The sequence below is a fragment of the Streptomyces sp. NPDC059787 genome, from assembly GCF_042732315.1.
GTDB lineage: Bacteria > Actinomycetota > Actinomycetes > Streptomycetales > Streptomycetaceae > Streptomyces > Streptomyces atrovirens.
Map to the genome: position 1 here is coordinate 90,958 of NZ_JBHWHX010000023.1, position 22,056 is coordinate 113,013.

A 22,056-nucleotide genomic window follows, 5' to 3' on the forward strand; every position below is an offset into this window, starting at 1 on the left:
AGGGGGAGCAGTACTGTGTCAGGCTCGCGTGCCCAGCGCCTGTCCGCGCGGAGGGCCGAGCGCCGGCGTACCGCCCGGCGCGGCACGATGGTCGCGGCGGCCTCCGTGGTGGTCGCGGTCGGCACCGTCACGGGGATGATGTCGGCGGTCGGCGGCGGACGCGGCGCGGACGAGGCACGCCCCGGGGTGACCTCCTCGCCGCGCCTGGAACCGCTGCCCGTCGTGCCGTCACCCTCGCCCTCGCCGTCGGCGACGAAGTCCCCTTCTCCCACGGCCGGTCCGACGAAGAAGGCGAGCCCGAAGGCGTCCGCGTCCAGGACCGGGGAGAAGCGGCAGACCGCCCCCGTGCCCACCCGCCTCTACCGCCACCCCGACTCCCAGGTCCTGGACTGGGTGCGGACCAACCCCGACGACCCGCGCCGCGCGGTCATCGAGTCCCGGATCGCCGACCGGCCGGCGGCCGTGTGGTTCGCGGACTACTCCCCGGAGACGGTCACCTCCCGGGTGCGTGCCGTGGCGTCGGGCGGCGCGGCGCGGGGCCGGACGCCGGTCCTCGTGCCGTACGCGATCCCCGACCGCGACTGCGGCGGGCACTCCGAGGGCGGGGCGCCCGATCTGGCGGCCTACGACGCCTGGATCGACCGGTTCGCCGCCGGACTGGGCGGCAGCGAGGTCATCGTGATCCTGGAGCCCGACGCGATCGCCCAGTCCGAGTGCCTCTCCGCCGGGCAGCGCGCCGACCGCTTCGCCTCGCTGGCCCGCGCCGGCCGGGTGCTGAAGGACGCCAACCCCCGGGCGCGGGTCTACTTCGACGCCGGGCACTCCGGCTGGCACGGCGCGGCCGAACAGGCCGCCCTGCTGCGGCAGGCCGGGGCCGCCTCGGCCGCCTCCTCCGACGGTGTCTTCAGCAACGTCTCCAACTTCCACGCCACCGCCGACGAGGTCACCTACGACCGTGCCGTGCTCGACGCCCTCGGCGGCCCGCCGGGCCTCGGCGCGGTGATCGACACCAGCCGCAACGGCAACGGTGCCCCGGCGGACGGCGCATGGTGCGACCCCGCGGGCCGCAAGCTCGGCCGGCCCCCGACGCTGAGCACCGGGGAGACCGGCATCGACGCCTACCTGTGGGTGAAGCTGCCGGGGGAGTCCGACGGCTGCAAGGGGGCGCCGGGCACCTTCACCCCGTCGTACGCCTACGACTTGGCACGCTGATCGCCCTCGGTGTCCTCGGTGTCGTAGGAGGACGTGCCCTCGTCGAGCAGCGGCTCCTGCGTCTTGAGGTGGGCGGGCGCGAAGACGCGCAGCGCGTGGTAGCCGGTGATGACGACCAGCGTGCCGAGCGCGATGCCGCTGAGGGAGAAGGTGTCGGTGAACTCCATCGTGACGTTGCCGACGCCGATGATGATGCCCGCGGCGGCCGGCACCAGGTTCAGCGGATTGCGCAGGTCCACCTTGGCGTTGATCCAGATCTGCGCGCCGAGCAGGCCGATCATGCCGTACAGGATGACGGTGATCCCGCCGAGGACCCCGCCCGGGATGGCCGCCACGACCGCGCCGAACTTCGGGCAGACACCGAACAGCAGGGCGAAGCCGGCGGCGGCCCAGTACGCGGCCGTGGAGTAGACGCGGGTCGCGGCCATCACGCCGATGTTCTCGGAGTAGGTGGTGTTGGGCGGGCCGCCGACCGCGGTGGACAGCATGGAGCCGACACCGTCGGCGGAGATGGCCGTGCCGAGCTTGTCGTCGAGGTTGTCGCCGGTCATCTCGCCGACCGCCTTGACGTGCCCGGCGTTCTCGGCGATCAGCGCGATGACCACCGGCAGGGCGACCAGGATCGCCGACCACTCGAAGGACGGGCCGTGCAGGGCCGGCAGTCCGATCCAGTCGGCCTGGCCCACTCCGGACAGGTCCAGGCGCCAGTGGTCGGTGACCTTGCCGCTCGCGTCCGCCGAGTGGATCCGCCCGAAGATCCGGTCGAGCGCCCAGGACAGGACGTATCCGAAGACCAGCCCGAGGAAGATCGCGATGCGGGACCAGAAGCCGCGCAGGCAGACCACGGCGAGCCCGGTGAACAGCATCACGAACAGGGCGGTCCACTGGTCCTGCGGCCAGTAGGTGGAGGCGGTCACCGGTGCCAGGTTGAAGCCGATCAGCATCACCACCGCACCGGTGACGATCGGCGGCATCGCGGCGTGGATGATCCGCGCCCCGAACCGCCGCACCGCCAGACCCACCAGGAACAGCGCGGCCCCCACCACGAACACCGCGCCGGTGACGGTGGCGCTGGAGCCGCCCTGGGCCCGGATGACCGCGGCGACACCGACGAAGGAGAGCGAACAGCCGAGGTAACTCGGCACCCGGCCACGCGTGGCCAGCAGGAAGACGACGGTCGCGACACCCGACATCATGATCGCCAGGTTGGGGTCCAGACCCATGAGCACCGGGGCGACGAAGGACGCCCCGAACATCGCCACGACGTGCTGGGCCCCCAGACCCGCCGTACGGGGCCAGGAGAGCCGTTCGTCGGGGCGGACCACCGCGCCGGGGGCCGGGGTGCGTCCGTCGCCGTGCAGTTTCCACCGGACGCCGAGATTCATGGGCTGTCGCTTTCGTCGTACGTGCAGCGTGTCCGGACCATTGTGCGGGCTGAGCAGCGGTGCCTCGTACAGGCGGACGGGCGTGGCCGACCCGGCTGAGCGTCTGCTTAGGATGAGGACGCGCCGCTGTTCGATGTAAACGGCACTCATCCCGTACGTCCCAGGAGTCCCACCCGTGACCGCCGAAGCCCCGCTCGCCCCCGCCCTGCTCCACGGCCGGCTGATCCCCGTGACCGTCCACTTCGACGACCTCGACGCACTGGGGCTGCTGCACAACGCCCGCTATCCGCTGCTCGTCGAGCGGGCGTGGACCGAGCTGTGGCAGGAGAAGGGCGTCCGCTTCGACGGCGACTGGGTGGCGGCCGGCGACGCCTGCAACGCGGTCCGGGAACTGCGCATCGGCTACGAGGTCCCGGTGACCCGCGCCGGTACGTACGCGGTCCACCTGTGGCTGGAGCGGCTCGGCAGGACCGGACTGACGTACGGCTTCCGCTTCTGCTCGCAGGACGGGGAAGTGACCTACGCGCGGGGCAGCCGGGTGCTGGTGCGGCTGGACGCCACGACCCTGCGCCCGGCGCCCTGGAGCGAGGCGTTCAGGGACGGGGCTCGGGAACTGCTGCCTCCGGACGCGTGACCTTCGTACGGTCTCCCGCGCGCAGCACGCCCGCGAAGCCCGCGATGCCGCACGACAACACCGTCACCAGGACGAACGACACCATCAGACTGGTCGCCTGGGCCAGCAGGCCGATCGCGCTCGGGGCGATCAGGCCCGAGGTGTAGGTGATGGTCGCGACGCCCGCGATGGCCAGGCTCGGGTTGGAGCCGCTGCGGCCGGCGGCGGCGAAGCACAACGGCACGACCACCGCGATGCCGAGCCCCATCAGCGCGAACCCGCCCATCGCCACCGCGGGGTGCTCGGCGAACACGATCAGCAGTCCGCCCAGCAGGGCGACGACACCGCTCGCGCGGACCGTGCGCACGGCGCCGTAGCGGTCCACCACGTGGTCCCCGGCGATCCGGGCGACCGCCATGGTGAGCGTGAAGCCGGTGGTGCAGGCCGCCGCGAGACCGGCCGAGGTCTCCAGCTGGTCGCGCAGATAGACCGCCGACCAGTCCAGGCTCGCGCCCTCCGCGAACACCGCGCAGAAGCCGATCGCGCCGATGAGCAGCGCGGAGCGGGGCGGCAGCGCGAACCGCGGCGGCGGCTCCTCGTCCTCGGTGGGCTGCAGGTCGAGCACCCAGGTGCAGGCGGTCGCACCCGCCACCGTCAGGACGGCGGCCGCGAGCGCGTGGTGCAGCCGGGCGTCCGCGCCGAGGTGGGCGGCGAGCGTGCCGGCCGCCGAGCCGACCAGGGCGCCGGCGCTCCACATGCCGTGCAGCCCCGACATGATCGACTTGTCGAGCCGGTTCTCCACCTCCACGCCCAGCGCGTTCATCGCCACGTCGGACATGCCGGCCGTGGCGCCGTAGACGAACAGGGCCAGGCAGAGGGTGAGCAGGTTCGGGGCGATCGACGGCAGGGTCAGCGCGAGCGTCCACAGCGCGATCAGGCCGCGCAGCGCCGTGCGGGCGCCGAAGCGGTGGCTGATGCTTCCCGCGAGCGGCATCGCGAGGGACGCCCCGAGCGCGGGGAAGGCGAGCGCGAGGCCCAACTGCCCGGCGCTCACCCCGGCGTGGTCCTGGATCCAGGGGACGCGGGTGGCGAACGAGCCGGTGACGGCGCCGTGTACGGCGAACACGGCGGCCACGGCGTACCGCGCCCGTCTCACATCATGCTGCTGATGGACCACTGCGCTCATCGTCCCGCCCCTCCCGGTCGTCGGTTTCCGCACGCGCCGCCGTAAACTATCAGGAACCCTGCCTGAAAGATATGGGGTATCCGGAGGCGGAGCATGCGCCGGCCGGCCCCGCCGATCTGGAAGGATCCCGGCATGGCCGCATCCCCGAGCACCGCCAGAGCCATCAACGACCGGCTCGCCCTGCGCCTGCTCCAGCAGGAAGGCCCGCTGACCGCCGGGCAGTTGAAGCAGCTGACCGGGCTGTCCCGGCCGACCGTCGCCGACCTCGTCGAGCGGCTCACCGCCGCCGGGCTCATCGCGGTGGCCGGCGAGGCGGGGGAGCAGCGGCGCGGCCCCAACGCCAAGCTCTACGGCATCGTCGCGGACCGGGCCCACCTGGCCGCGCTGGACGTCCGCACCGAGGGCGTCACCGTGGTCGTGTCGGACCTCGTCGGCGAGGTCCTGGCCGAGGCCGCCCTGCCCATCACCGGGGACGCGGGCACCGGACCGGCGGTCGAACAGGCGGTCACGCTGGTCGAGCGGACGGCGAAGGAGGCGGGCGCCGACCGGCTGCACACCGTCGGGATCGGGGCCCCCGGGCTGATCGACCCCGCGAGCGGCGAACTGCGCGACTCCACGGGCCTGCCCGAGTGGCACCGGCGCCTGGTCGCCGCGCTCCAGGAGCGGCTCCCCGAGGCCCGGGTCAGCGTGGAGAACGAGACCAACCTCGCCGCGCTGGCCGAGCAGCGCGACGGCGCGGCCCGCGGCCGGGACACCTTCGTCCTGCTGTGGCTGGGCCACGGCACCGGTGCCGCCGTGATCCTCGACGGCGCCCTGCGCAGGGGCGCCTCCGGCGGCACGGGCGAGATCGGCTTCCTCCCGGTCCCGGGCACGAGCGGCCCGCCGTCGGCCACGGACTGCGCGGGCGGCTTCCACTCCCTGGTGGGGGCGGCGGCGGTCGCCCGGCTGGCGGAGGAGTACGGCGTCGTGGCGGAGCCGGACACCGAGCCGCCGGCGGCCGGCGCGGTACGGACGGCCGTCGCGTCGGCCGCCCCCGCCTCCCCGGAGGCACGCTTCCTCGACACCCTGGCCGACCGGATCACGGTGGGCGTCGCCTCGGTGGTCGCGCTGCTCGACCCCGGCCACGTGGTCCTGGGCGGCGAGGTCGGCCAGGCCGGCGGCGAGACACTCGCCGCGCGGGTACGGGACCGCCTGGCCGCCATGTCCCCCCTGCCCGCCGACGTACGGCCCAGCACCCTGGGCGGCGGCGCGGTACTGCGCGGAGCCCTCCTGACGGCCCGCGACCGGGCCCAGGACGAACTGTTCGGCGTGCCCGGGCACTGAAGCCGCAGACGGCAGTGTCCCGAGACGGCACGGGACTGTGGTGATGTGCGGCTACCGCCGCATGGGCGCGACCGGTCGCGGCAGCGCCCCGAAGGGGCGCGGGGAACTGCGCGACCAGCCACGACGGCGCCGCGGACGCTCGACGGCACATCCACCGCACTTCCGGCGGAGCGCCCGGCTGCTCGCAGGCTGCAGGGCACGGGGAGAGCCCTCGCCGAGGGGGTGCTCCGGTCGCGTGCCCGCCGTGGTGGGCCCGGGGAGGCGGACCTCCCGTTCACCGGTGGGCGGTACGGGCCCCGAACCGCTTCGCCAGGTACTCGTCGAACGTACCCTTGCCGGTCGCCCGCTCCGGGGCGAGGTGGCCGCCCGCGCGGAAGGCGTCGTAGGCCGCGCCGCGCAGCGGGACCTTCACCACCGCGCGGCGGCGGCCCGTGGCCTTCAGATACGCGCGGGCCAGGGAGTCGAACGTCCGGACCTCCGGGCCGCCCATGTCGTCGACGCGGCCCGCCGGCGCGCCCTGGGCCAGCTCGGCCAGGCGGTCCGCGACCTCCGTGACATCGACAGGCTGGTCCTTCACCCGGGCCGGCAGCAGCAGGACCGGCAGCCTGGCCATGCCCTGGAGGACCGTGAACACCAGGTCGTGGAACTGGGTGGCGCGCAGCACCGTCCAGCCCAGCCCCGACTCCTCGACCAGCCGCTCCACGGCCAGCTTGGACCTGTAGTAGCCGAACGGCACCCGGTCGACACCGACGATCGAGATGTACACGAGGTGTCCGACCCCCGCCCGCCGGGCCGCCGCGATCAGGTTCCGCGCGGCCTTCTCGTCGCCACCGCGCGGTGACGACGCGCAGTGCACGATCGTGTCCACGCCCGTGACGGCCTCCTCCAGCGCCGGCCCGCCTTCGCGCAGATCGACGGCGTACGGCTGAGCGTGCCGGCTGAGCCCCCGCACCTCGTGTCCGCCCGCCCGCAGCCGCGCGACGATGTGCCGGCCGAGCGTTCCGGTACCGCCGGTCACCAGGATCGTGCTCATGCTGTTCCGTCCCTTCGGACACCCGGCGCTCCCCGGCGGAGCGCCCCGCGTCTGCTGGGACGGATCGGCCACCGCCGGATGTGACATCGGTCCGGGGACCCGCCCCTGTACGGAGTCCAGCTTCTCCGGGTCCGGCACCGGGCGCATCCGCGCGTGGTGAGGCCCGGCGGCGGGCAAGGGCCGTCGTCACCGCCGCCGGACCGGTCTGCGAGGGTCAGCAGGCTCCCTGGTCCCGCCACACTCCCCATTCGCCGGTGGTGCCGGGCTCCTCGCCCTTCGTCCACCACTGCGCCTTCCAGACGTGGCCCCCGTGGGACACCACGCTGCCCCCGCCGTACGCGGCCGAGGCGTCCCAGGCCGGGTCCGCGCAGTCGCCGGGCGGCGTCGTGGGCGGGTCGGTCGGCGTCGTGCCGCCGCCCGGCTCGACGACGGTCGTCCCGCGCGCCAGGTCCCCGGCTAGGGCGTACGCCTTGCCGCCGATCGTCACCGTCCAGTTCGACGGGGTCGACACCGGCAGGTAGTAGTTGAACGACAGGTCGACGGTCGCGCCCGGCGCCAGCGACTGCCACGCCGGCAGCTTCAGCGACACCCGGTGGAAGTCGCCCTTCAGGCCGCCCGCGTTGCCGCCCGTGTGGTCGCTGCTGATGACCTTGGTGCCGAAACCGGACTGGTCGGAGGCGTTCCCCGGGGCCGAGGTCGCGTAGTCGAACCGGAACTCCGTACCGCCCGGCAGCGCGGTCCTCGTGTTGTTCGTGATCCGCAGCTTGGGCGTGATCGGGTAGTTGGAGTCCCCCAGCTTGAAGTCCGTGAACTCCACGTCCACGTTCACGGCCTCCGCCGGCAGGTCCGCGTTCGACTTCTTCGCGCCGTACGGCGCGGCCGCCCTGAACTTGTCGTACATCAGCGAGGTGAGCGTGTCGCCCGCCTCGTACTGGCCCTCGGCGGCGTTCCAGTCGTAGTCGCCGGCCAGCTCCCAGATCATGGTGCCGCCGATGCCGCGGTCCACCACGTAGTCGGCCTTGGCCCCGACCGACTGCTCGTCCTCGGTGGAGAGGAAGACCTTCTTCTCGGCGTTCCACAGCCAGGGGGCGACCAGCGTCGGGTCGTACTTGCGGGCGTACGTGCCCGTCAGCTTCGTGTCCGCCGGGAAGCCGTAGTCGGTGACGTAGTCGCCGACGATCCCCTTCTCGAGGTTCTTGGCGTGCCACATCGGGTTGGAGCCCGCCGGGGACTCCTTGCCGTCGGTGTCGAGGTCGTGCCAGAGGTTGTCGATGCCGACGGCGCCGTCACCGCACCTGGTCAGGCCGGAGCCGGCCGGGCAGGAGGAGGCGGACGCCTTGCCCCACAGGCCGTCGGTCCCGCCCTGGACGTTCTTGTGGCCGCGGGTGTAGTACGGCAGGCCGATGTTGATGCGGCCGGCCGGCATGGAGCCCCGGAAGTAGTGGTAGGCCCAGTCGGTGTTGAGGTAGCCGATGCCGCCGTACTGGGCGCTCCCGTAGACGTTCGCGGCGGCCAGCTCGGCGTCCTTGCCGTCGTCGAACAGGGAGGCGTTCGGGCCGACGTACTCGTTCCAGGCGCCGTGCAGGTCGTACGACATGATGTTGACGTAGTCCAGGTACTTCTGGACCTGGAAGGTCTCCATGCCGCGCAGCAGATAGCCGGACGAGGGGGCGGCCACGGTGAGCATGTAGTGCCTGCCGTCCGCCGCGCCCGCGCGGTCCAGCTTCTCGCGCAGCGTCTTCATCAGCGCCGCGTAGCCCTTGACCAGCCCGGCCCGGCGGGCGTTGGCGAAGGACCAGTCGAGCGGGTTGCCCGCGTCCTTCATCGTCGTCGGGTACTCGTAGTCGATGTCGACGCCGTTGAAGCCGTACGTCCGGATGAAGTCGACCGCGGAGTCGGCGAAGGTGTCGATGCCGGCCTGGTTGACCGAGCCGTCGGCGTTGGTGGCCGTCGAGTAGAAGCCGCCGGAGTCCACGCGGTTCCCGCCGTCGTCGATGTAGCCGCCGGTCTCGGCCCAACCGCCCACCGAGATCAGCGTCTTGACGTCCGGGTGCTGCTTCTTGAACTTGTTGAGCAGGTTGAAGTGGCCCTTGTAGGGAAGCTGCGGGTCCGTCTCCGCGCCGGCCACGCCGGGCCACGTCATGCCCGTCGCCGGGTTGGCGGCGGTGTCCGGGCCGACCGAGATCTTGTCGCCCTTGTCGATGTGCGCGAACGCGTAGTTGATGTGGGTGATCTTGTCCCACGGGATGTCGGACGCGAGGTAGGCGGGCTTCCCGTCCTTGCCGGTGCGCCAGCCGGTGAAGTAGCCGATCACCCGGCGCTGGTGGTCGGCGCCCATCTTCTCCCGGCCGGCCGGGTCGTAGACCGAGCAGTACGGGACGTCGACGCCCGGCGTCGAGTACAGCCCGTCGGGACGGCAGGACTCCTGGTCGGCGGCGTGCGAGACGGTGGCCGGGAGGGCGGCGAGCAGCAGGCCGGCGACGGCGGCGGCGGAGGCGAGCAGCGCGGGTCTCGCTCCGGGGCGTGAGGGGGACGGCACAGTGGGTTCCTCTCCGGGGAAGTTGGCTCGGACCCTAAGAGGACTAGACCAAAGCGTCAATAGGTATGGACCAATTCGGCGGACCGTCAAGGGAGTGCCACGGCGGGGGAGTTGCCCCTCGTGCGACCCTCGGCGGTCTCCGCGTCACTTCCTGTGAGCCACTCCACACTCCTCGCCCGCATGGAGTGCGGACGTCCGTGGCAGACTGGCCCTGTACCAGTAGCAGCGCACTCCGGGGTCGGTGAAAGTCCGAACCGGCGGTTACAGTCCGCGACCCGGTCGCCTCCAGCGACCGGTTGACCAGGTGAAATTCCTGGACCGACGGTTAAAGTCCGGATGGGAGGCAGTGCGCGGCGGGCGGGCATCCATGCGCGCCGCCGTACCGGTTCGCCCTCTGGGCGAACCCTGTCCGGCGTCGCCCCTGGTGTCCTCGTCCGCGGTTTCTGTCGTCATCGACAGCCCCGGAGTCCGTGCCCGAAGAGGCAGGAGGACCCGGGAAGTGTTCACCGGAATCGTCGAAGAGCTGGGCGAGATCACCGCCGTCGAGACCCTCGACGACGCCTGTCGCTTCCGGCTGCGCGGCCCCGTCGTCACCGAAGGCGCGCAGCACGGCGACTCCATCGCCGTCAACGGCGTCTGCCTCACGGTCGTCGAGCACGAGGGCGACGAGTTCACCGCCGACGTCATGGCGGAGACCCTGAAGCGTTCCAGCCTCGGCGTCCTCGCCGTCGGCTCCCGCGTCAACCTCGAACGCCCCACGGCAGTCGGCTCCCGCCTCGGCGGCCACATCGTCCAGGGGCACGTCGACGGCACCGGCGAGATCCTCGGGCGCGAACCGTCGGAGAACTGGGAGATCGTGAAGATCTCCCTCCCCGCCGGCCTCTCCCGCTACGTCGTGGAGAAGGGCTCCATCACCGTCGACGGCATCAGCCTCACCGTCGTCGACGCCGGGCCCGACTTCTTCACCGTCAGCCTGATCCCCACCACCCTGGCCCTGACCACCCTCGGCATCAAGCAGCCCGGCGACCCGGTCAACCTCGAGGTGGACGTCATCGCCAAGTACGTCGAGCGGATGCTCGGCGACCGCGCCATCGGTGAGGGGGCTCCCCGGTGAACTGGCTCAACTCCGAGGCCTTCACCCTCTTCGACCAGCACATCAAGTGGTCGGACATGATCGGCAACGTGGTCGGTCTGATCGCCCTCGCCCTCGGCTGGCGCCGCTCCCTGTGGACCTGGCCCGCCCAGTTCGTCTCCGGTCTGATCCTCTTCACGGCCTTCGCCGCCGCCCACCTCTCGGGCAGCGCGGGCAAGCAGATCGTCGTCATGCTGGTCGCCGCCTGGGGCTTCTGGCAGTGGAACCGCGGCCGGCGACAGGCGCAGGACGGCTCCATCGCCGTACGGTTCGCGACGTGGCGCGAGCGCGCCGCACTGCTGACCGGGGCCGCCCTCGGCACCCTCGCCGTCGGCGGGCTGTTCACCCTCTACCCGTCCCTGTCCTGGGACCCCTGGCCGGACGCCTACATCTTCGTCGGCACGATCGTCGCCATGTACGCGCAGGCCCGCGGCATGGTCGAGTTCTGGTTCGCCTGGCTGCTCGTCGACCTCGTCGGCGTCCCCCTGAACTTCGCCAACGGCTTCGCCTTCTCCGGCTTCGTCTACGTCATCTACGGCGCGCTCGTCCTGTGGGGACTGCGCGACTGGTGGCTGCGCTCCCGCGACGCGCGGCCCACCCTGGAAGGAGCGCCCGCATGAGCACGGCACCGATCCTGTACAGCACCGACGGCGTCGAGGACCTCATGCTCGACCCCGTCGAGCAGGCCCTCGCCGACATCGCGGCCGGCCGCCCGGTCGTGGTCGTCGACGACGAGGACCGCGAGAACGAGGGCGACCTCGTCATCGCCGCCGAGAAGGCCACACCCGAGATCATCGCCTTCATGATGAGCGAGTGCCGCGGCCTGATCTGCGTTCCCATGGAGGGCGACGAACTGGACCGGCTGCGCCTCCCGCAGATGGTCGACGACAACACCGAGTCGATGAAGACCGCGTTCACCGTCTCCGTCGACGCCTCCGCCGCCCACGGCGTGACCACCGGCATCTCCGCCGCCGACCGCGCCACCACGCTCCGGCTGCTGGCGAGCGGCACCGCCGAACCCACCGACCTCGTCCGCCCCGGCCACGTCTTCCCGCTGCGCGCCCGCCCCGGCGGCGTACTGGTGCGCAACGGCCACACCGAGGCCGCCGTCGACCTCGCCCGCCTCGCCGGTCTGCGCCCGGCCGGAGCCATCGTCGAGATCGCCGGCGAGGACGGCACCATGCTCCGGCTGCCCGAGCTGATCCCGTTCGCCCGCAAGCACGGCCTGACGATCATCTCCATCGAGGACCTGATCGCCTACCGCCGCTCCGCCGACCCCACCGTCCGCCGCGAGGCCGAGGTCCATCTGCCCACCTCCCACGGCACCTTCACCGCGTACGGCTACCGCTCCACCGTCGACGGCGTCGAACACGTCGCCCTCGTCCACGGCGACATCGGCGACGGCGAGGACGTCCTCGTCCGCCTCCACTCCGAATGCCTCACCGGCGACATCTTCGGCTCCCGGCGCTGCGACTGCGGCCCCCAGCTCGACGCCTCCCTGGACCGCATCCAGGCCGAGGGCCGCGGAGTCGTGGTCTACCTGCGCGGACACGAGGGACGCGGCATCGGCCTGATGTCCAAGCTGCGCGCCTACGAACTCCAGGAACGCGGCCGGGACACCCTCGACGCCAACCTCGAACTCGGCCTGCCCGCCGACGCCCGCGACTACGGCGCCGGCGCGCAGATCCTCGCCGACCTCGGCGTCCGCGACGTCCGCCTGATGACCAACAACCCCGACAAGTCCGACGCGCTCGCCCGCCACGGCATCGAGGTCACCGGACGCGAGCCGATGCCCGTCACCGCGAGCGAGCACAACCTCCGCTACCTGCGCACCAAGCGGGACCGGATGGGCCACGACCTGCCCTGGCTGGACACGCCGACCGTGCCCGCCTGCGGCAACCAGTAACGAGAAACACCGAGGAGAGACGTGAGCGGCAAGGGTGCACCGGAACTGTCCGTACGCGACGTGGGGGACCTGCGGGTCGCCGTCGTCGCCGCGCAGTGGCACGAGAAGGTGATGGACGGACTGGTGGACGGCGCCCTGCGCGCCCTGCACGACCTCGGCATCGACGAGCCGACCCTGCTCCGGGTCCCCGGCAGCTGGGAACTCCCCGTCGTCGCCAAGGTCCTGGCCGGCCGGGGCTACGACGCGGTCGTCGCCCTCGGCGTCGTCATCCGGGGCGGCACGCCCCACTTCGACTACGTGTGCCAGGGCGTCACCCAGGGCCTCACCCAGGTCTCGGTCGACACCGGTGTCCCCGTCGGCTTCGGCCTGCTCACCTGTGACGACGAGGAGCAGGCCCTGGACCGCGCCGGACTGCCCGGCTCCAGCGAGGACAAGGGGCACGAGGCGGTCACCGCGGCCGTGGCCACCGCGGCCTGCTTGCGTTCGGTATCCGAACCCTGGCGGTGAGCAGTCCCCGTCACCGCGTAGGGTAAGGACCACCATGTCCAAGAAGACGTTCGAGGAGCTGTTCACCGAGCTCCAGCAGAAGGCCGCCCACGGCGACCCCGCCACCTCCCGCACCGCCGAGCTGGTCGACAAGGGCGTCCATGCCATCGGCAAGAAGGTCGTCGAGGAGGCCGCCGAAGTCTGGATGGCCGCCGAGTACGAGGGCAAGGAGGCGGCCGCCGAGGAGATCTCGCAGCTGCTCTACCACGTCCAGGTGATGATGGTCGCCCGCGGCATCTCCCTCGACGACGTCTACGCCCACCTGTAAACCCTCACGCCCACGATCGCACCCCCTCACACGAAGGAAGCCGACCTCATGCTGCGCATCGCCGTCCCCAACAAGGGTTCCCTGTCAGGCCCCGCGGGGGAGATGCTGCATGAGGCCGGCTACCGGCAGCGCCGCGAGTCCAAGGAACTGCGGATCGTCGACCCGGCGAACGAGGTCGAGTTCTTCTACCTCCGCCCGCGCGACATCGCCATCTACGTCGCCTCCGGACAGCTCGACATCGGCATCACCGGCCGCGACCTGCTGATCGACTCCGGCGCCGCCGCCGAGGAGATCCTCTCCCTCGGCTTCGCCCGCTCCACCTTCCACTACGCCACCAAGCCGGGCACCATCGGCGGCCTGGCGGACCTGAAGGGCAAGACGATCGCCACCTCCTACGAGGGCATCGTCGCGGGACACCTCGCCGACCACGGCATCGACGCCTCCGTCGTCCACCTCGACGGCGCCGTCGAGACCGCCGTCCAGCTCGGTGTCGCCCAGGTCATCGCGGACGTCGTCGAGACGGGCACCTCGCTGCGCAACGCCGGCCTGGAGGTCGTCGGCGAACCGATCATGAAGTCCGAGGCCGTCGTCATCCTCCCCCGGGCTCGAACACACTCGCCCGGGGGGACCCCCACCACCGGCGCGGACGGCGAGGAGCCCAAGGTGCGCCAGTTCCTGCGCCGCCTCCAGGGCGTCCTGGTCGCCCGGACGTACGTGATGATGGACTACGACTGCCGCGTCGAACAGCTCGAGAAGGCCGTCGCCCTCACCCCGGGCCTGGAGTCCCCCACCGTCTCCCCGCTGCACAACGAGGGCTGGGTCGCCGTCCGCGCGATGGTCCCCTCCAAGGAGGCCCAGCGGATCATGGACGACCTGTACGACATCGGCGCCCGCGCCATCCTCACCACGGCCATCCACGCCTGCCGCCTCTGACCGGGTCCGGAGCACCACCATGTCCGACACGACCGCGGGCCGGCTGCCCGGCCTGCCCGTCACCTTCCGCCCGGGCCGCACCCGCGCGGTGCTGCTCACGGCCGGCGCCGTGCTCTTCGTGGTCATCACCCTGATCGCGCTGCTGCTGGAGCAGCTCAGCCCGGGGGAGCGGATCAGCTTCGTGTTCACCGCCGCGCTGCTGGCCGGCGTGCTGTTCCTGCTGGCCCGGCCGAAGGTCGTCGCCGACGAGACGGGCGTCACCGTCGTCAACATCGTGAGCCGGCGCCGCCTGGAATGGGCGGAGATCCTTCAGGTGAACCTCCGTCCCGGTGATCCCTGGGTCTTCCTCGATCTCAGCGACGGCACCAGCCTGCCCGCGCTCGGCATCCAGCCGGGCATCGCCAGACAGCGGGCCGTCGCCGACGCGCGGGCCCTGCGGGCGCTCACCGAGGCCCGCTCCACGGCCGGGCCCGAGGCACCCCGGAGCTGACCGGGACCGCCCCTCGGGGACGGCTCGGGGCCCGGCTCCGGGAAGCGTCGGGGACGTCCACCTGCCGCAGTCGCCCATGTCTTGATTAATCTGGTGGGCACAGGCGCGACGACCGCGCCTGTGCCCCTGCCGCCCCGCCCGGTGCACAGGGGCTCCAGCTATCCGAGGAGTGACCCTCTCCGGCGATGGACGGATCGTCCTGTAGTACCTGCGCCGCCCCCTGCCGACACAGCGCGGACCCGCATCCCGAGGTCCGCGCGCATGCGGAGGCGGCGGCATCATGACCACCCCCTTGCTGCTTCTCGCAGCCGCTTTCCTGCTGATCCTGGCCAACGGATTCTTCGTGGCCGCCGAGTTCGGTCTGGTCACCGTCGAGCGACCGGACGCCGAGGAGGCCGCCGCGGGCGGCGACCGGCGTGCCCGCCGGGTCGTCGAGTCGCTCAGGGAACTCTCCTTCCAGCTCTCCGGCACCCAGCTCGGCATCACCATCACCTCCCTCGTCGTCGGCATGCTGGCCGAACCGGCGCTCGCCGGACTGCTGCACGGCCCCTTCACCGGCATCGGCGTCCCCGAGGGCGCGGTCTCCGGTGTCTCCGTCGTCGTCGGCATGCTGCTGGCCTCCGCGGTGCAGATGGTGATCGGTGAACTCGTGCCGAAGAACTGGGCCGTGTCCCGCCCCCTGCAGGTCGCCCGCTTCGTGGCCGGCCCGCAGCACGCGTTCGCCCGGCTCTTCCGCCCGGTCATCGCCGGGCTGAACGCCGTGGCCAACCGCCTGGTGCGGGCCCTGGGCATCGAGCCCACCGAGGAACTGGCCTCCGCCCGCACCCCCGGCGAGCTCGTCTCCCTGGCCCGGCACTCCGCCCGGGCCGGCGCCCTGGAGCAGGACACGGCGGACCTCTTCGTCCGCACCCTGTCCCTCGGCGAACTGACCGCACAGCACGTCATGACACCGCGCGTGAAGGTCAGCGCCCTGCAGTCCTCGGCGACCGCCGAGGACGTGGTCAACCTGACCCGGGCCACCGGTCTGTCCCGCTTCCCCGTCTACCGGGAGCGGATCGACGAGATCGTCGGCATGGTGCACCTCAAGGACGCCCTCGCGGTGTCCGTGCACGACCGGCTGCGCACCCCCGTGGGCCGCATCGCCCGTCCGGCGCTGCTCGTCCCCGAGACCCTGCCCGTACGACCGCTGCTCACGCGGCTGCGCAGCGAGCAGCCCATCGCGGTCGTCGTCGACGAGTACGGCGGCACGGCCGGCGTCGTCACACTGGAGGACATCGTCGAGGAGCTCGTCGGCGAGGTGCGCGACGAGCACGACGGACAGGACGTCCCCGAACTCGCCCCCGCCCCGCCCGAGGACGGCAACCCCGCCTGGGACGTCGACGGCGGCGTCCGGGTCGACATCCTGCGGCGCATAGGCCTGGAGGTGCCCGAGGGCCCGTACGAGACGGTGGCCGGCCTGGTCGCCGATCTGCTCGGCCGGATCCCGGCCGTCGGCGACCGCGCGGAACTGCCCGGCTGGCGGCTTTCGGTCCGCAGGGTCGGCCACTACCGTGCCGAACGCGTCCGCCTGGTCAGAACGGCCCCGCTGCCGCTGCCGCTGGTGGAGGTGGCCGGATGAGCGTGCTGCAACTCCTCTTCGCCGCGCTGCTCGTGCTCGCCAACGGATTCTTCGTCGGCGCCGAGTTCGCGCTGGTCTCGGTCCGCCGCAGCCAGGTCGAACCGCTCGGCACGGCCCGCGCCCGCCAGGTGCTGTACGGCCTGGAGCATCTGCCGCAGATGATGGCGGCGGCCCAGTTCGGCATCACCGTCTGCTCGCTGACCCTGGGCGCGGTCGCCGAACCGACGGTCGCCCGTCTGCTGGAGCCGGTCTTCGAGTGGATGCACCTGCCGCACGGCATGATCCACCCGCTCGGCTATGTCATCGCGCTCGCCGCGGTGGTCTTCTTCCACCTCGTCATCGGCGAGATGGTCCCGAAGAACCTGGCGATGGCGGCCCCCGAGAAGGCCGCGTTGTGGCTGAGCCCCGGCCTGGTCTGGTTCGCCCGCCTGTGCAGGCCGGTCACGATCGCGCTCGGCGCCTGCGCCCGGGCCGTCCTGCGGCTCTTCCGCGTCGAACCGAAGGACGAGGTCGAGGCCGTCTTCACCAGCGAACAGCTCAACCGGCTGGTGGAGGACTCCGGCCAGGCGGGTCTCCTCGACCCCGAGGAGGCCGAGCGCCTGGAGGACGCGCTGGAGCTGGGCTCCCGCCCGGTGACGGACGTCCTGCTGGACCGCGAGTCACTGGTGACGGTCACGCCCGCGGTCACCCCGGGACAGATCGTGGAGCTCACCGCCCGCACCGGGTACTCCCGGTTCCCGGTGGCCGCGGACAGCGGTGCCTTCATGGGCTACCTGCACGTCAAGGACGTACTGGACCTGGAGGACTCCGACCGTGCCGTCCCGCAGCACCTGTGGCGCCCGATGACGACCCTCCGCCCCGAACTCCCCCTGGACGACGCCCTCACGGTGATGCGCCGCGCCGCGACCCACCTGGCCCAGGTCTCCGACCCCTCCGGCAAGGTCCTGGGCCTGGTCGCCCTGGAAGACGTCCTGGAACTCCTGGTGGGCGAAGTACGCGACCCGGCCCACCGAGAGGTGACGGTCACCCCCCAGAGAGCGAGCGGAACCCCGGAGGAGGCCCTGACCCCCTGACCGCGGGCAGCCACGCCGCCCCAGCTGCGGGCAGTCGTGCCTCCCCCAGTGGGGAGGTACCCCCAGGGCGGCACGGGTGGGCGGTGGGGGTACCTCCCGCTCGAGCGAAGTCGAGAGTGGGGGAGGCACCCCCTCCAGCGGGGTGAGCGGAAACCACCCCCGCCGGCCACCCCACCGGGGCCTCACAACCCCGGTGGGTCGGCCGGCCCCCGCCCCGACAGAACCTCCCCGTACGCCTGCATGAGATCCGGCAACCGCAACGTAGCCAGATCATCCCGAGTCAACGCCCCCGGATACACCGACAACCGCAGATCCCGATAAGCGCAGCTCTTCTCGTACAGCGTCCGCAAGAACCGCCCGTTCCCCAGCTCGTCGATCCACCCCTGGTCCACCACATGCCCGGCGATCGACCGCAGCTCGTCCAACGCCTCCTCGTCCCACACATCCCCGTTCTCCCCCGCCAGCACCTCCCCGATCGAGGTCAGCTCCAGCGGCCGGTACGAGGGAAAGTCCACCCGCGAGGTGAACCGCGACGACAGCCCGGGATTCGCGGTGAGCAGCCGGTCCATCCCCTCCGGATACCCGGCAAGGATCACCACCAGGTGGTCCCGGTTGTCCTCCGCCCGCTTCAGCAGCACCTGCAGCGCCTCGTCCCCGTACGCGTCCCCCTTGCCGTACCCGGAGTTGGACAGCGAGTACGCCTCGTCCACGAACAGCACCCCGCCCAGCGCGGAGTCGATCAGCTCATTGGCCTTCACCGCGGTCTGCCCCAGGTACTCACCGACCAGGTCCGCCCGCTGGGCCTCCACCAGATGGTCACCACCGAGCAGCCCGAGGGCGTAGAACACGCGGCCGAGGATGCGGGCCACCGTGGTCTTCCCGGTCCCGGACGGTCCGGAGAAGACGAAGTGGCGTTTCGGCGGCTGCACCGGCAGCCCCTGCCCGGCCCGCAGCCGCGCCATGTTCAGCTGCGCCGACAACGCCTTGACCTGCCGCTTCACCGGCTCCAGGCCCACCATGCGCTCCAGTTCGGCGAGCGCCTCCTCCAGTAACGCGGGGTCCGTGGGCCCGGTGGGCAGCGGTGACGCCCCGGAGCCCGCCCGCTCCCGCACACCCGGAGCGGTGATGGGGGGCAGGGGGCCCGGTACGGGCTCGGGCTCGGACAGCCGCAGATCACGCCCCTCGGCGCCGAACAGCGGATCGAGAATGTCGGGGCCGTCCATGACGTCCTGCCCGGCCCCGGTGAGCGTGATCGCGGCGAGATCGGCGGAGTCGTCGTACCCGTCGCCCTCGGCGATCGCGGCGAGCCGGGCGGAGGTGTCCATGAAGGCCGGATCGACCCGGTGCACGGCCCGGTACAGGGGGAGCGCGGCGGCGCTGCGGCCGGTCCCCTCGTGGGCGCGGGCCAGCCAGTAGCGCAGCTCCTTGCGCTGCGGCTGTTCGCTGCGGCACCGCATCAGCGCCGCCGACAGCAGCGGTTCGGCCTGCCCGTACATCTCCAGCCGCACCCGCGCCATGCCGCCGAACAGGCCGGCCTCGATGCCCAGCAGCGGGTCCTCGACGAGGGAGTCCGTGTGCCGGACCAGCTGCTCCCAGTCCTTGACCAGGTAGGCGCGGCAGGCGTGCAGGAAGCGGACCTGCGGATCGGTGTCCACCGGGGGCAGTCCGGCGAGCGCCCGGTCCAGCTCGGGGACGTGGCGCCCGTCCAGCCAGTGGGAGGCGTGCGCCAGCAGCAGATCGCGGGGGCTCTCCAGCACCGGCTGCACCCACCAGCCCAGCCAGTACCAGGAGTTGAGGGTGCGGCGGTGCCGGGTGCGCTGCTCGCCGAAGCGCTCCCGGTGCCGGAACATCCTGAGCAGCGCGGTCGTCGTGTCGACGCGCAGCGCGTGCAGCCCGAGCCAGCCGTCGGCCATCCCCGGGTCGATCCGCACCGCGGCCCGGAACTCCTCCTCCGCCTGTGGATAGGCGCCCATCGTGTAGGCGTCCACGCCCCGCAGCCAGGCGAGGTCGGCCGGGGTCTGCGGGCCCTGCGTGCCGAAGTCCATCACGTCCCCCACGAACCGTGCCCCCGTCGGTGTGCCGGCCGGCCCTCGTCCGTCGGCTCCCGTTGGTCGAACCGCTGCGCCGCGGACCGGAGTTGGAAGGTGCGCGAAGCAGCGTCCGTAGGGCGCACCGAGGGCATCGTACCTGCGGCGGCGGTACGTCCGTAGGGTGCCGCACCCGCCGAAGGGCGAGGTGGGAGGGGGAGCACGGGCCATGCGCGGTGACCCAGGGTGATCGTCATATGCCACTGGGCACCCGAAAAACACGAAGAGGGCAGAACGAAGCCCCCGATCACGGGGGAACAACCGGGGGCTTCGCGTCTGCCGGCGGCTCCGAAGGGCCGCACATTGAGAACGTAAGACCTGTACGCGCCCCCGGTCAAGCCGAGTTGGGGTACTCCGGCGACTTGTCCGGGACCGCTCTTCACGGGTTCACCACAACGCGGGCGGCCCGTCACCGTGCGTGAGCGGAGGGGGTGATTCACCCGCCCCGGCGGGCCCGGGAAGCAGCTCGTATCCCTTCGGGCGCTGCCGCACCAGAAGCCCCGCGAAGGGGCGTGAGGGGTCGCCCGCGAAGTGCTCGCGTTCCGCGCGGACCCAGCCCTCCCAGAACTCCCGCTGCTCGGCCCCGTCGCGGGCCCGCCCCCGCGACCAGGACTTCTCCCGGGGGAGGTCCATCCACAGCAGCAGCGCCAGATACGGGCGCAGGGCCCGGCGTCCGGCGCCGACGCCCTCCACGACGATCACGGGGGCGGGCGGCAGCGGGCGGGGCGGTCCGAAGCGGCGGGTCCGCCAGTCGTAGGGGGAGTAGCGCGCGGTCTCGCCGCGGCCGAGCGGCTCGATCACCTGGCTCAGCAGCCGTCCGGTCCAGTCGAACAGTTCGGTGTGGCTGGCGATGTCGTCGAGCCGCAGCACCGGAGCGCCGTCCAGTGCCTCGGCCAGCCGCATGGCGAACGTCGACTTCCCCGAGCCGGCGTGCCCGTCGACACCGACGAGCCGGACCGGGCCGCACGAGGGGGCGAGCCGGCGGATGCGGGAGACGAGATCGTGAATGGCTGGTTCCTGGGGGCGGGGAAGGGGAGAGGGGGCTTACCGGAGCACTCTAGGCCCCCGGACGGACGAGCCCCGGACGGGCCGGTCCTCGGCCGGGCGGGCCCACCGCGGGTGCCGCCATTGGTCGAGTCCCATGTTGGTCGGGCGCGGTACGGCCGGGGTGCTGGCAGGATCCGCCCGGCTGCGTCCATAGTTGGCGCACACCCGCTCCACCCGGCGGACGCCCGCCGTCCGGCCGGCCGTGCTTTGGTCCTGTCCCGACTCCGACACCTGGGGGTCCTCCACCCATGAGCAGAGCCGAACTGCCGTCCCGCAGATCCCTTCTGGTCGCGGCCGTCGTCACCGCCGTCGCCGGGAGCGCGGGCCCGGCGTCCGCCGGCACCCCGACGGCCGGTACCCCGGCCGGACGCACCACCGCCACCGGCACGGCCGGCGTCGGCCGGACCGCCGCCCGCCCCGTCGACAACCGGTTCTGGACCTCGTACACCGACTGGCGCGGCGGCACCGCCGTCGGGACCCGTGCCGTCGCCGGTGTCCGCCCCGGGCTTCTGATCGCGAGGCCCGCCGGCACCACGGACTACACCGATCCGCACACCGGCCGCACGGCCGCCTGGGAGTACGCGACCTGGACCTCTCCCGTGCACCGTCTCAGGGTTCCGGCGACGGAGGTCATCGCCTCCTGGAACGCGCACACCCCTGAGGGCACCTGGCTCCAGACCGAGCTGAAGGGCACGTACTCCGACGGCACGGACACCCCCTGGTACGTCATGGGCCGCTGGGCCGCCGGCGACCAGGACATCCGGCGCACCTCGGTGGACGACCAGAGCGACGGGAAGAGCAGCGTCTGGACGGACACGCTCTCCGTGGACGACGCGGCCTCGGGCCTGCGCGTCGTCTCGTACCGGCTGCGACTGACCCTCCACCGCCGCCCCGGTACCCGGCTCACCCCGACCGTGTGGCGGCTCGGCGCGATGGGCTCCGACATCCCCGACCGGTTCACCGTCCCCGCCTCCGAGCCCGGCCTCGCCGAGGAGCTGATCGTCCCGCGCTACTCGCAGGAGATCCACAAGGGCCAGTACCCGGAGTACGACAACGGCGGCGAGGCCTGGTGCAGCCCCACCTCCTCGCAGATGATCGTCGAGTACTGGGGCGGCAGGCTCACCGAGGAGCAGCTCTCCTGGGTCGACCCGTCCTACGCCGACCCGCAGATCTGCCACGCGGCCCGCCACACGTTCGATCACCAGTACGAGGGCTGCGGCAACTGGCCCTTCAACGCCGCCTACGCGGCCACCTTCGACGGCCTGGCGGGCGTGGTCACCCGCCTCGGCTCCCTCACCGACCTGGAGACGCTGATCGCCGCGGGCATCCCGGCCATCACGTCGCAGTCGTTCCTGGCGGAGGAGCTGACCGGGGCGGGGTACGGCACCTCCGGGCACCTGATGACGGTGATCGGCTTCACCGCCGACGGCGATGTGATCGCCAACGACCCCGCCTCGGACGACAACGCGGCCGTACGCCGTGTCTACCGGCGGCGCGAGTGGGAGAACATCTGGCTGCGGACCAAGCGGTACAACGCCTCCGGGAAGGTGGTGTCCGGCACCGGAGGGGTCTGCTACCTCTACTTCCCGGCCCGGCCGACCCCGCGGCAGCGCAAGGCGCTCGCGGCGGTGGGCGTGCGCTGAGCCGGCCCCGCCGGCGGCCCCG

The 22,056-nt window shown here is 72.3% G+C and carries 19 protein-coding genes and 1 riboswitch; of the genes, 13 read left to right on the plus strand and 6 right to left on the minus strand.

Features of this window, described 5'->3' with window-relative positions:
* Positions 1-87 precede the first annotated feature (87 nt).
* The gene (locus ACFV5H_RS22305) at positions 88-1,212 is read left to right on the plus strand and encodes a glycoside hydrolase family 6 protein (RefSeq protein WP_385051730.1); all 1,125 of its coding nucleotides are present in this window, start codon (positions 88-90) and stop codon (positions 1,210-1,212) included.
* Here ACFV5H_RS22305 and ACFV5H_RS22310 read toward each other — a convergent pair.
* Positions 1,194-2,597 carry a uracil-xanthine permease family protein gene (locus ACFV5H_RS22310; RefSeq protein ID WP_385196845.1) on the minus strand — a complete coding sequence of 468 codons (1,404 nt, stop codon included), beginning with the start codon at positions 2,595-2,597 and terminating at the stop codon, positions 1,194-1,196. The genes ACFV5H_RS22305 and ACFV5H_RS22310 overlap by 19 nt on opposite strands.
* A gap of 175 nt (positions 2,598-2,772) precedes the next feature.
* On the opposite strand from ACFV5H_RS22310, the gene ACFV5H_RS22315 reads away from it, so the two are divergent.
* Positions 2,773-3,231 (plus strand): acyl-CoA thioesterase, encoded by a 459-nt coding sequence (locus ACFV5H_RS22315; RefSeq protein WP_385051677.1) that lies wholly within the window; start codon positions 2,773-2,775, stop codon positions 3,229-3,231.
* On the opposite strand, the gene ACFV5H_RS22320 is transcribed toward ACFV5H_RS22315, so the two are convergent.
* Positions 3,191-4,396, minus strand: a complete 1,206-nt coding sequence (locus tag ACFV5H_RS22320; protein WP_385051675.1) for an MFS transporter — start codon at positions 4,394-4,396, stop codon at positions 3,191-3,193. The two genes, ACFV5H_RS22315 and ACFV5H_RS22320, sit on opposite strands and share 41 nt — an antisense overlap.
* Positions 4,397-4,528: 132 nt before the next feature.
* Between ACFV5H_RS22320 and ACFV5H_RS22325 the strand changes: the two genes are divergently transcribed.
* Positions 4,529-5,719, plus strand: a complete 1,191-nt coding sequence (locus ACFV5H_RS22325) for an ROK family transcriptional regulator (RefSeq protein ID WP_385196847.1) — start codon at positions 4,529-4,531, stop codon at positions 5,717-5,719.
* Positions 5,720-5,993: 274 nt separating this feature from the next.
* On the opposite strand, the gene ACFV5H_RS22330 is transcribed toward ACFV5H_RS22325, so the two are convergent.
* Together ACFV5H_RS22330 and ACFV5H_RS22335 are read right to left on the minus strand one after the other, a co-directional pair.
* Entirely contained in the window at positions 5,994-6,752 is a 759-nt protein-coding gene (locus ACFV5H_RS22330) for an SDR family oxidoreductase (protein WP_385051671.1), read from the minus strand.
* Between the two features lie 214 nt (positions 6,753-6,966).
* Entirely contained in the window at positions 6,967-9,291 is a 2,325-nt protein-coding gene (locus ACFV5H_RS22335; RefSeq protein WP_385196849.1) for a chitinase C-terminal domain-containing protein, read from the minus strand.
* Between the two features lie 223 nt (positions 9,292-9,514).
* A riboswitch (FMN riboswitch) is annotated at positions 9,515-9,645 on the plus strand.
* Between the two features lie 145 nt (positions 9,646-9,790).
* Here ACFV5H_RS22335 and ACFV5H_RS22340 point away from each other — a divergent pair.
* The 9 genes from ACFV5H_RS22340 (at position 9,791) to ACFV5H_RS22380 (ending at position 17,257) form a co-directional block, all read left to right on the plus strand.
* Complete coding sequence (locus ACFV5H_RS22340; protein WP_385051667.1) at positions 9,791-10,405, plus strand: riboflavin synthase; 615 nt, start codon at positions 9,791-9,793, stop codon at positions 10,403-10,405.
* Entirely contained in the window at positions 10,402-11,043 is a 642-nt protein-coding gene (locus ACFV5H_RS22345; RefSeq protein WP_385196852.1) for a nicotinamide riboside transporter PnuC, read from the plus strand. The genes ACFV5H_RS22340 and ACFV5H_RS22345 overlap by 4 nt, the downstream gene beginning before the upstream one ends.
* Positions 11,040-12,329, plus strand: a complete 1,290-nt coding sequence (locus tag ACFV5H_RS22350; protein ID WP_385196854.1) for a bifunctional 3,4-dihydroxy-2-butanone-4-phosphate synthase/GTP cyclohydrolase II — start codon at positions 11,040-11,042, stop codon at positions 12,327-12,329. The genes ACFV5H_RS22345 and ACFV5H_RS22350 overlap by 4 nt, the downstream gene beginning before the upstream one ends.
* Positions 12,330-12,350: 21 nt before the next feature.
* A complete protein-coding gene (ribH, locus tag ACFV5H_RS22355; RefSeq protein WP_385051661.1) occupies positions 12,351-12,836 on the plus strand; it encodes a 6,7-dimethyl-8-ribityllumazine synthase in 486 nt (161 codons plus the stop codon).
* 34 nt (positions 12,837-12,870) lie between these two features.
* A complete protein-coding gene (locus tag ACFV5H_RS22360) occupies positions 12,871-13,143 on the plus strand; it encodes a phosphoribosyl-ATP diphosphatase (protein ID WP_029383007.1) in 273 nt (90 codons plus the stop codon).
* Positions 13,144-13,191: 48 nt separating this feature from the next.
* Positions 13,192-14,076: an ATP phosphoribosyltransferase gene (gene hisG / locus ACFV5H_RS22365; RefSeq protein WP_385051659.1), complete on the plus strand. Its 885-nt coding sequence runs from the start codon at positions 13,192-13,194 to the stop codon at positions 14,074-14,076.
* Between the two features lie 19 nt (positions 14,077-14,095).
* The gene (locus ACFV5H_RS22370) at positions 14,096-14,566 is read left to right on the plus strand and encodes a PH domain-containing protein (protein WP_385196857.1); all 471 of its coding nucleotides are present in this window, start codon (positions 14,096-14,098) and stop codon (positions 14,564-14,566) included.
* A gap of 280 nt (positions 14,567-14,846) precedes the next feature.
* Positions 14,847-16,184: a hemolysin family protein gene (locus tag ACFV5H_RS22375; RefSeq protein ID WP_385196859.1), complete on the plus strand. Its 1,338-nt coding sequence runs from the start codon at positions 14,847-14,849 to the stop codon at positions 16,182-16,184.
* A complete protein-coding gene (locus tag ACFV5H_RS22380) occupies positions 16,181-17,257 on the plus strand; it encodes a hemolysin family protein (RefSeq protein WP_385196861.1) in 1,077 nt (358 codons plus the stop codon). Before ACFV5H_RS22375 ends, ACFV5H_RS22380 begins: the two co-directional genes overlap by 4 nt.
* A gap of 182 nt (positions 17,258-17,439) precedes the next feature.
* Here the strand turns inward: ACFV5H_RS22380 and ACFV5H_RS22385 are convergent, their stop codons facing one another.
* Positions 17,440-19,302 carry an AAA family ATPase gene (locus ACFV5H_RS22385; RefSeq protein ID WP_385196864.1) on the minus strand — a complete coding sequence of 621 codons (1,863 nt, stop codon included), beginning with the start codon at positions 19,300-19,302 and terminating at the stop codon, positions 17,440-17,442.
* 429 nt (positions 19,303-19,731) lie between these two features.
* Complete coding sequence (locus tag ACFV5H_RS22390) at positions 19,732-20,352, minus strand: uridine kinase (protein ID WP_385051728.1); 621 nt, start codon at positions 20,350-20,352, stop codon at positions 19,732-19,734.
* 287 nt (positions 20,353-20,639) lie between these two features.
* Here ACFV5H_RS22390 and ACFV5H_RS22395 point away from each other — a divergent pair, with 287 nt between their 5' ends.
* Entirely contained in the window at positions 20,640-22,034 is a 1,395-nt protein-coding gene (locus ACFV5H_RS22395) for a peptidase C39 family protein (RefSeq protein ID WP_385196867.1), read from the plus strand.
* Positions 22,035-22,056: the final 22 nt, after the last annotated feature.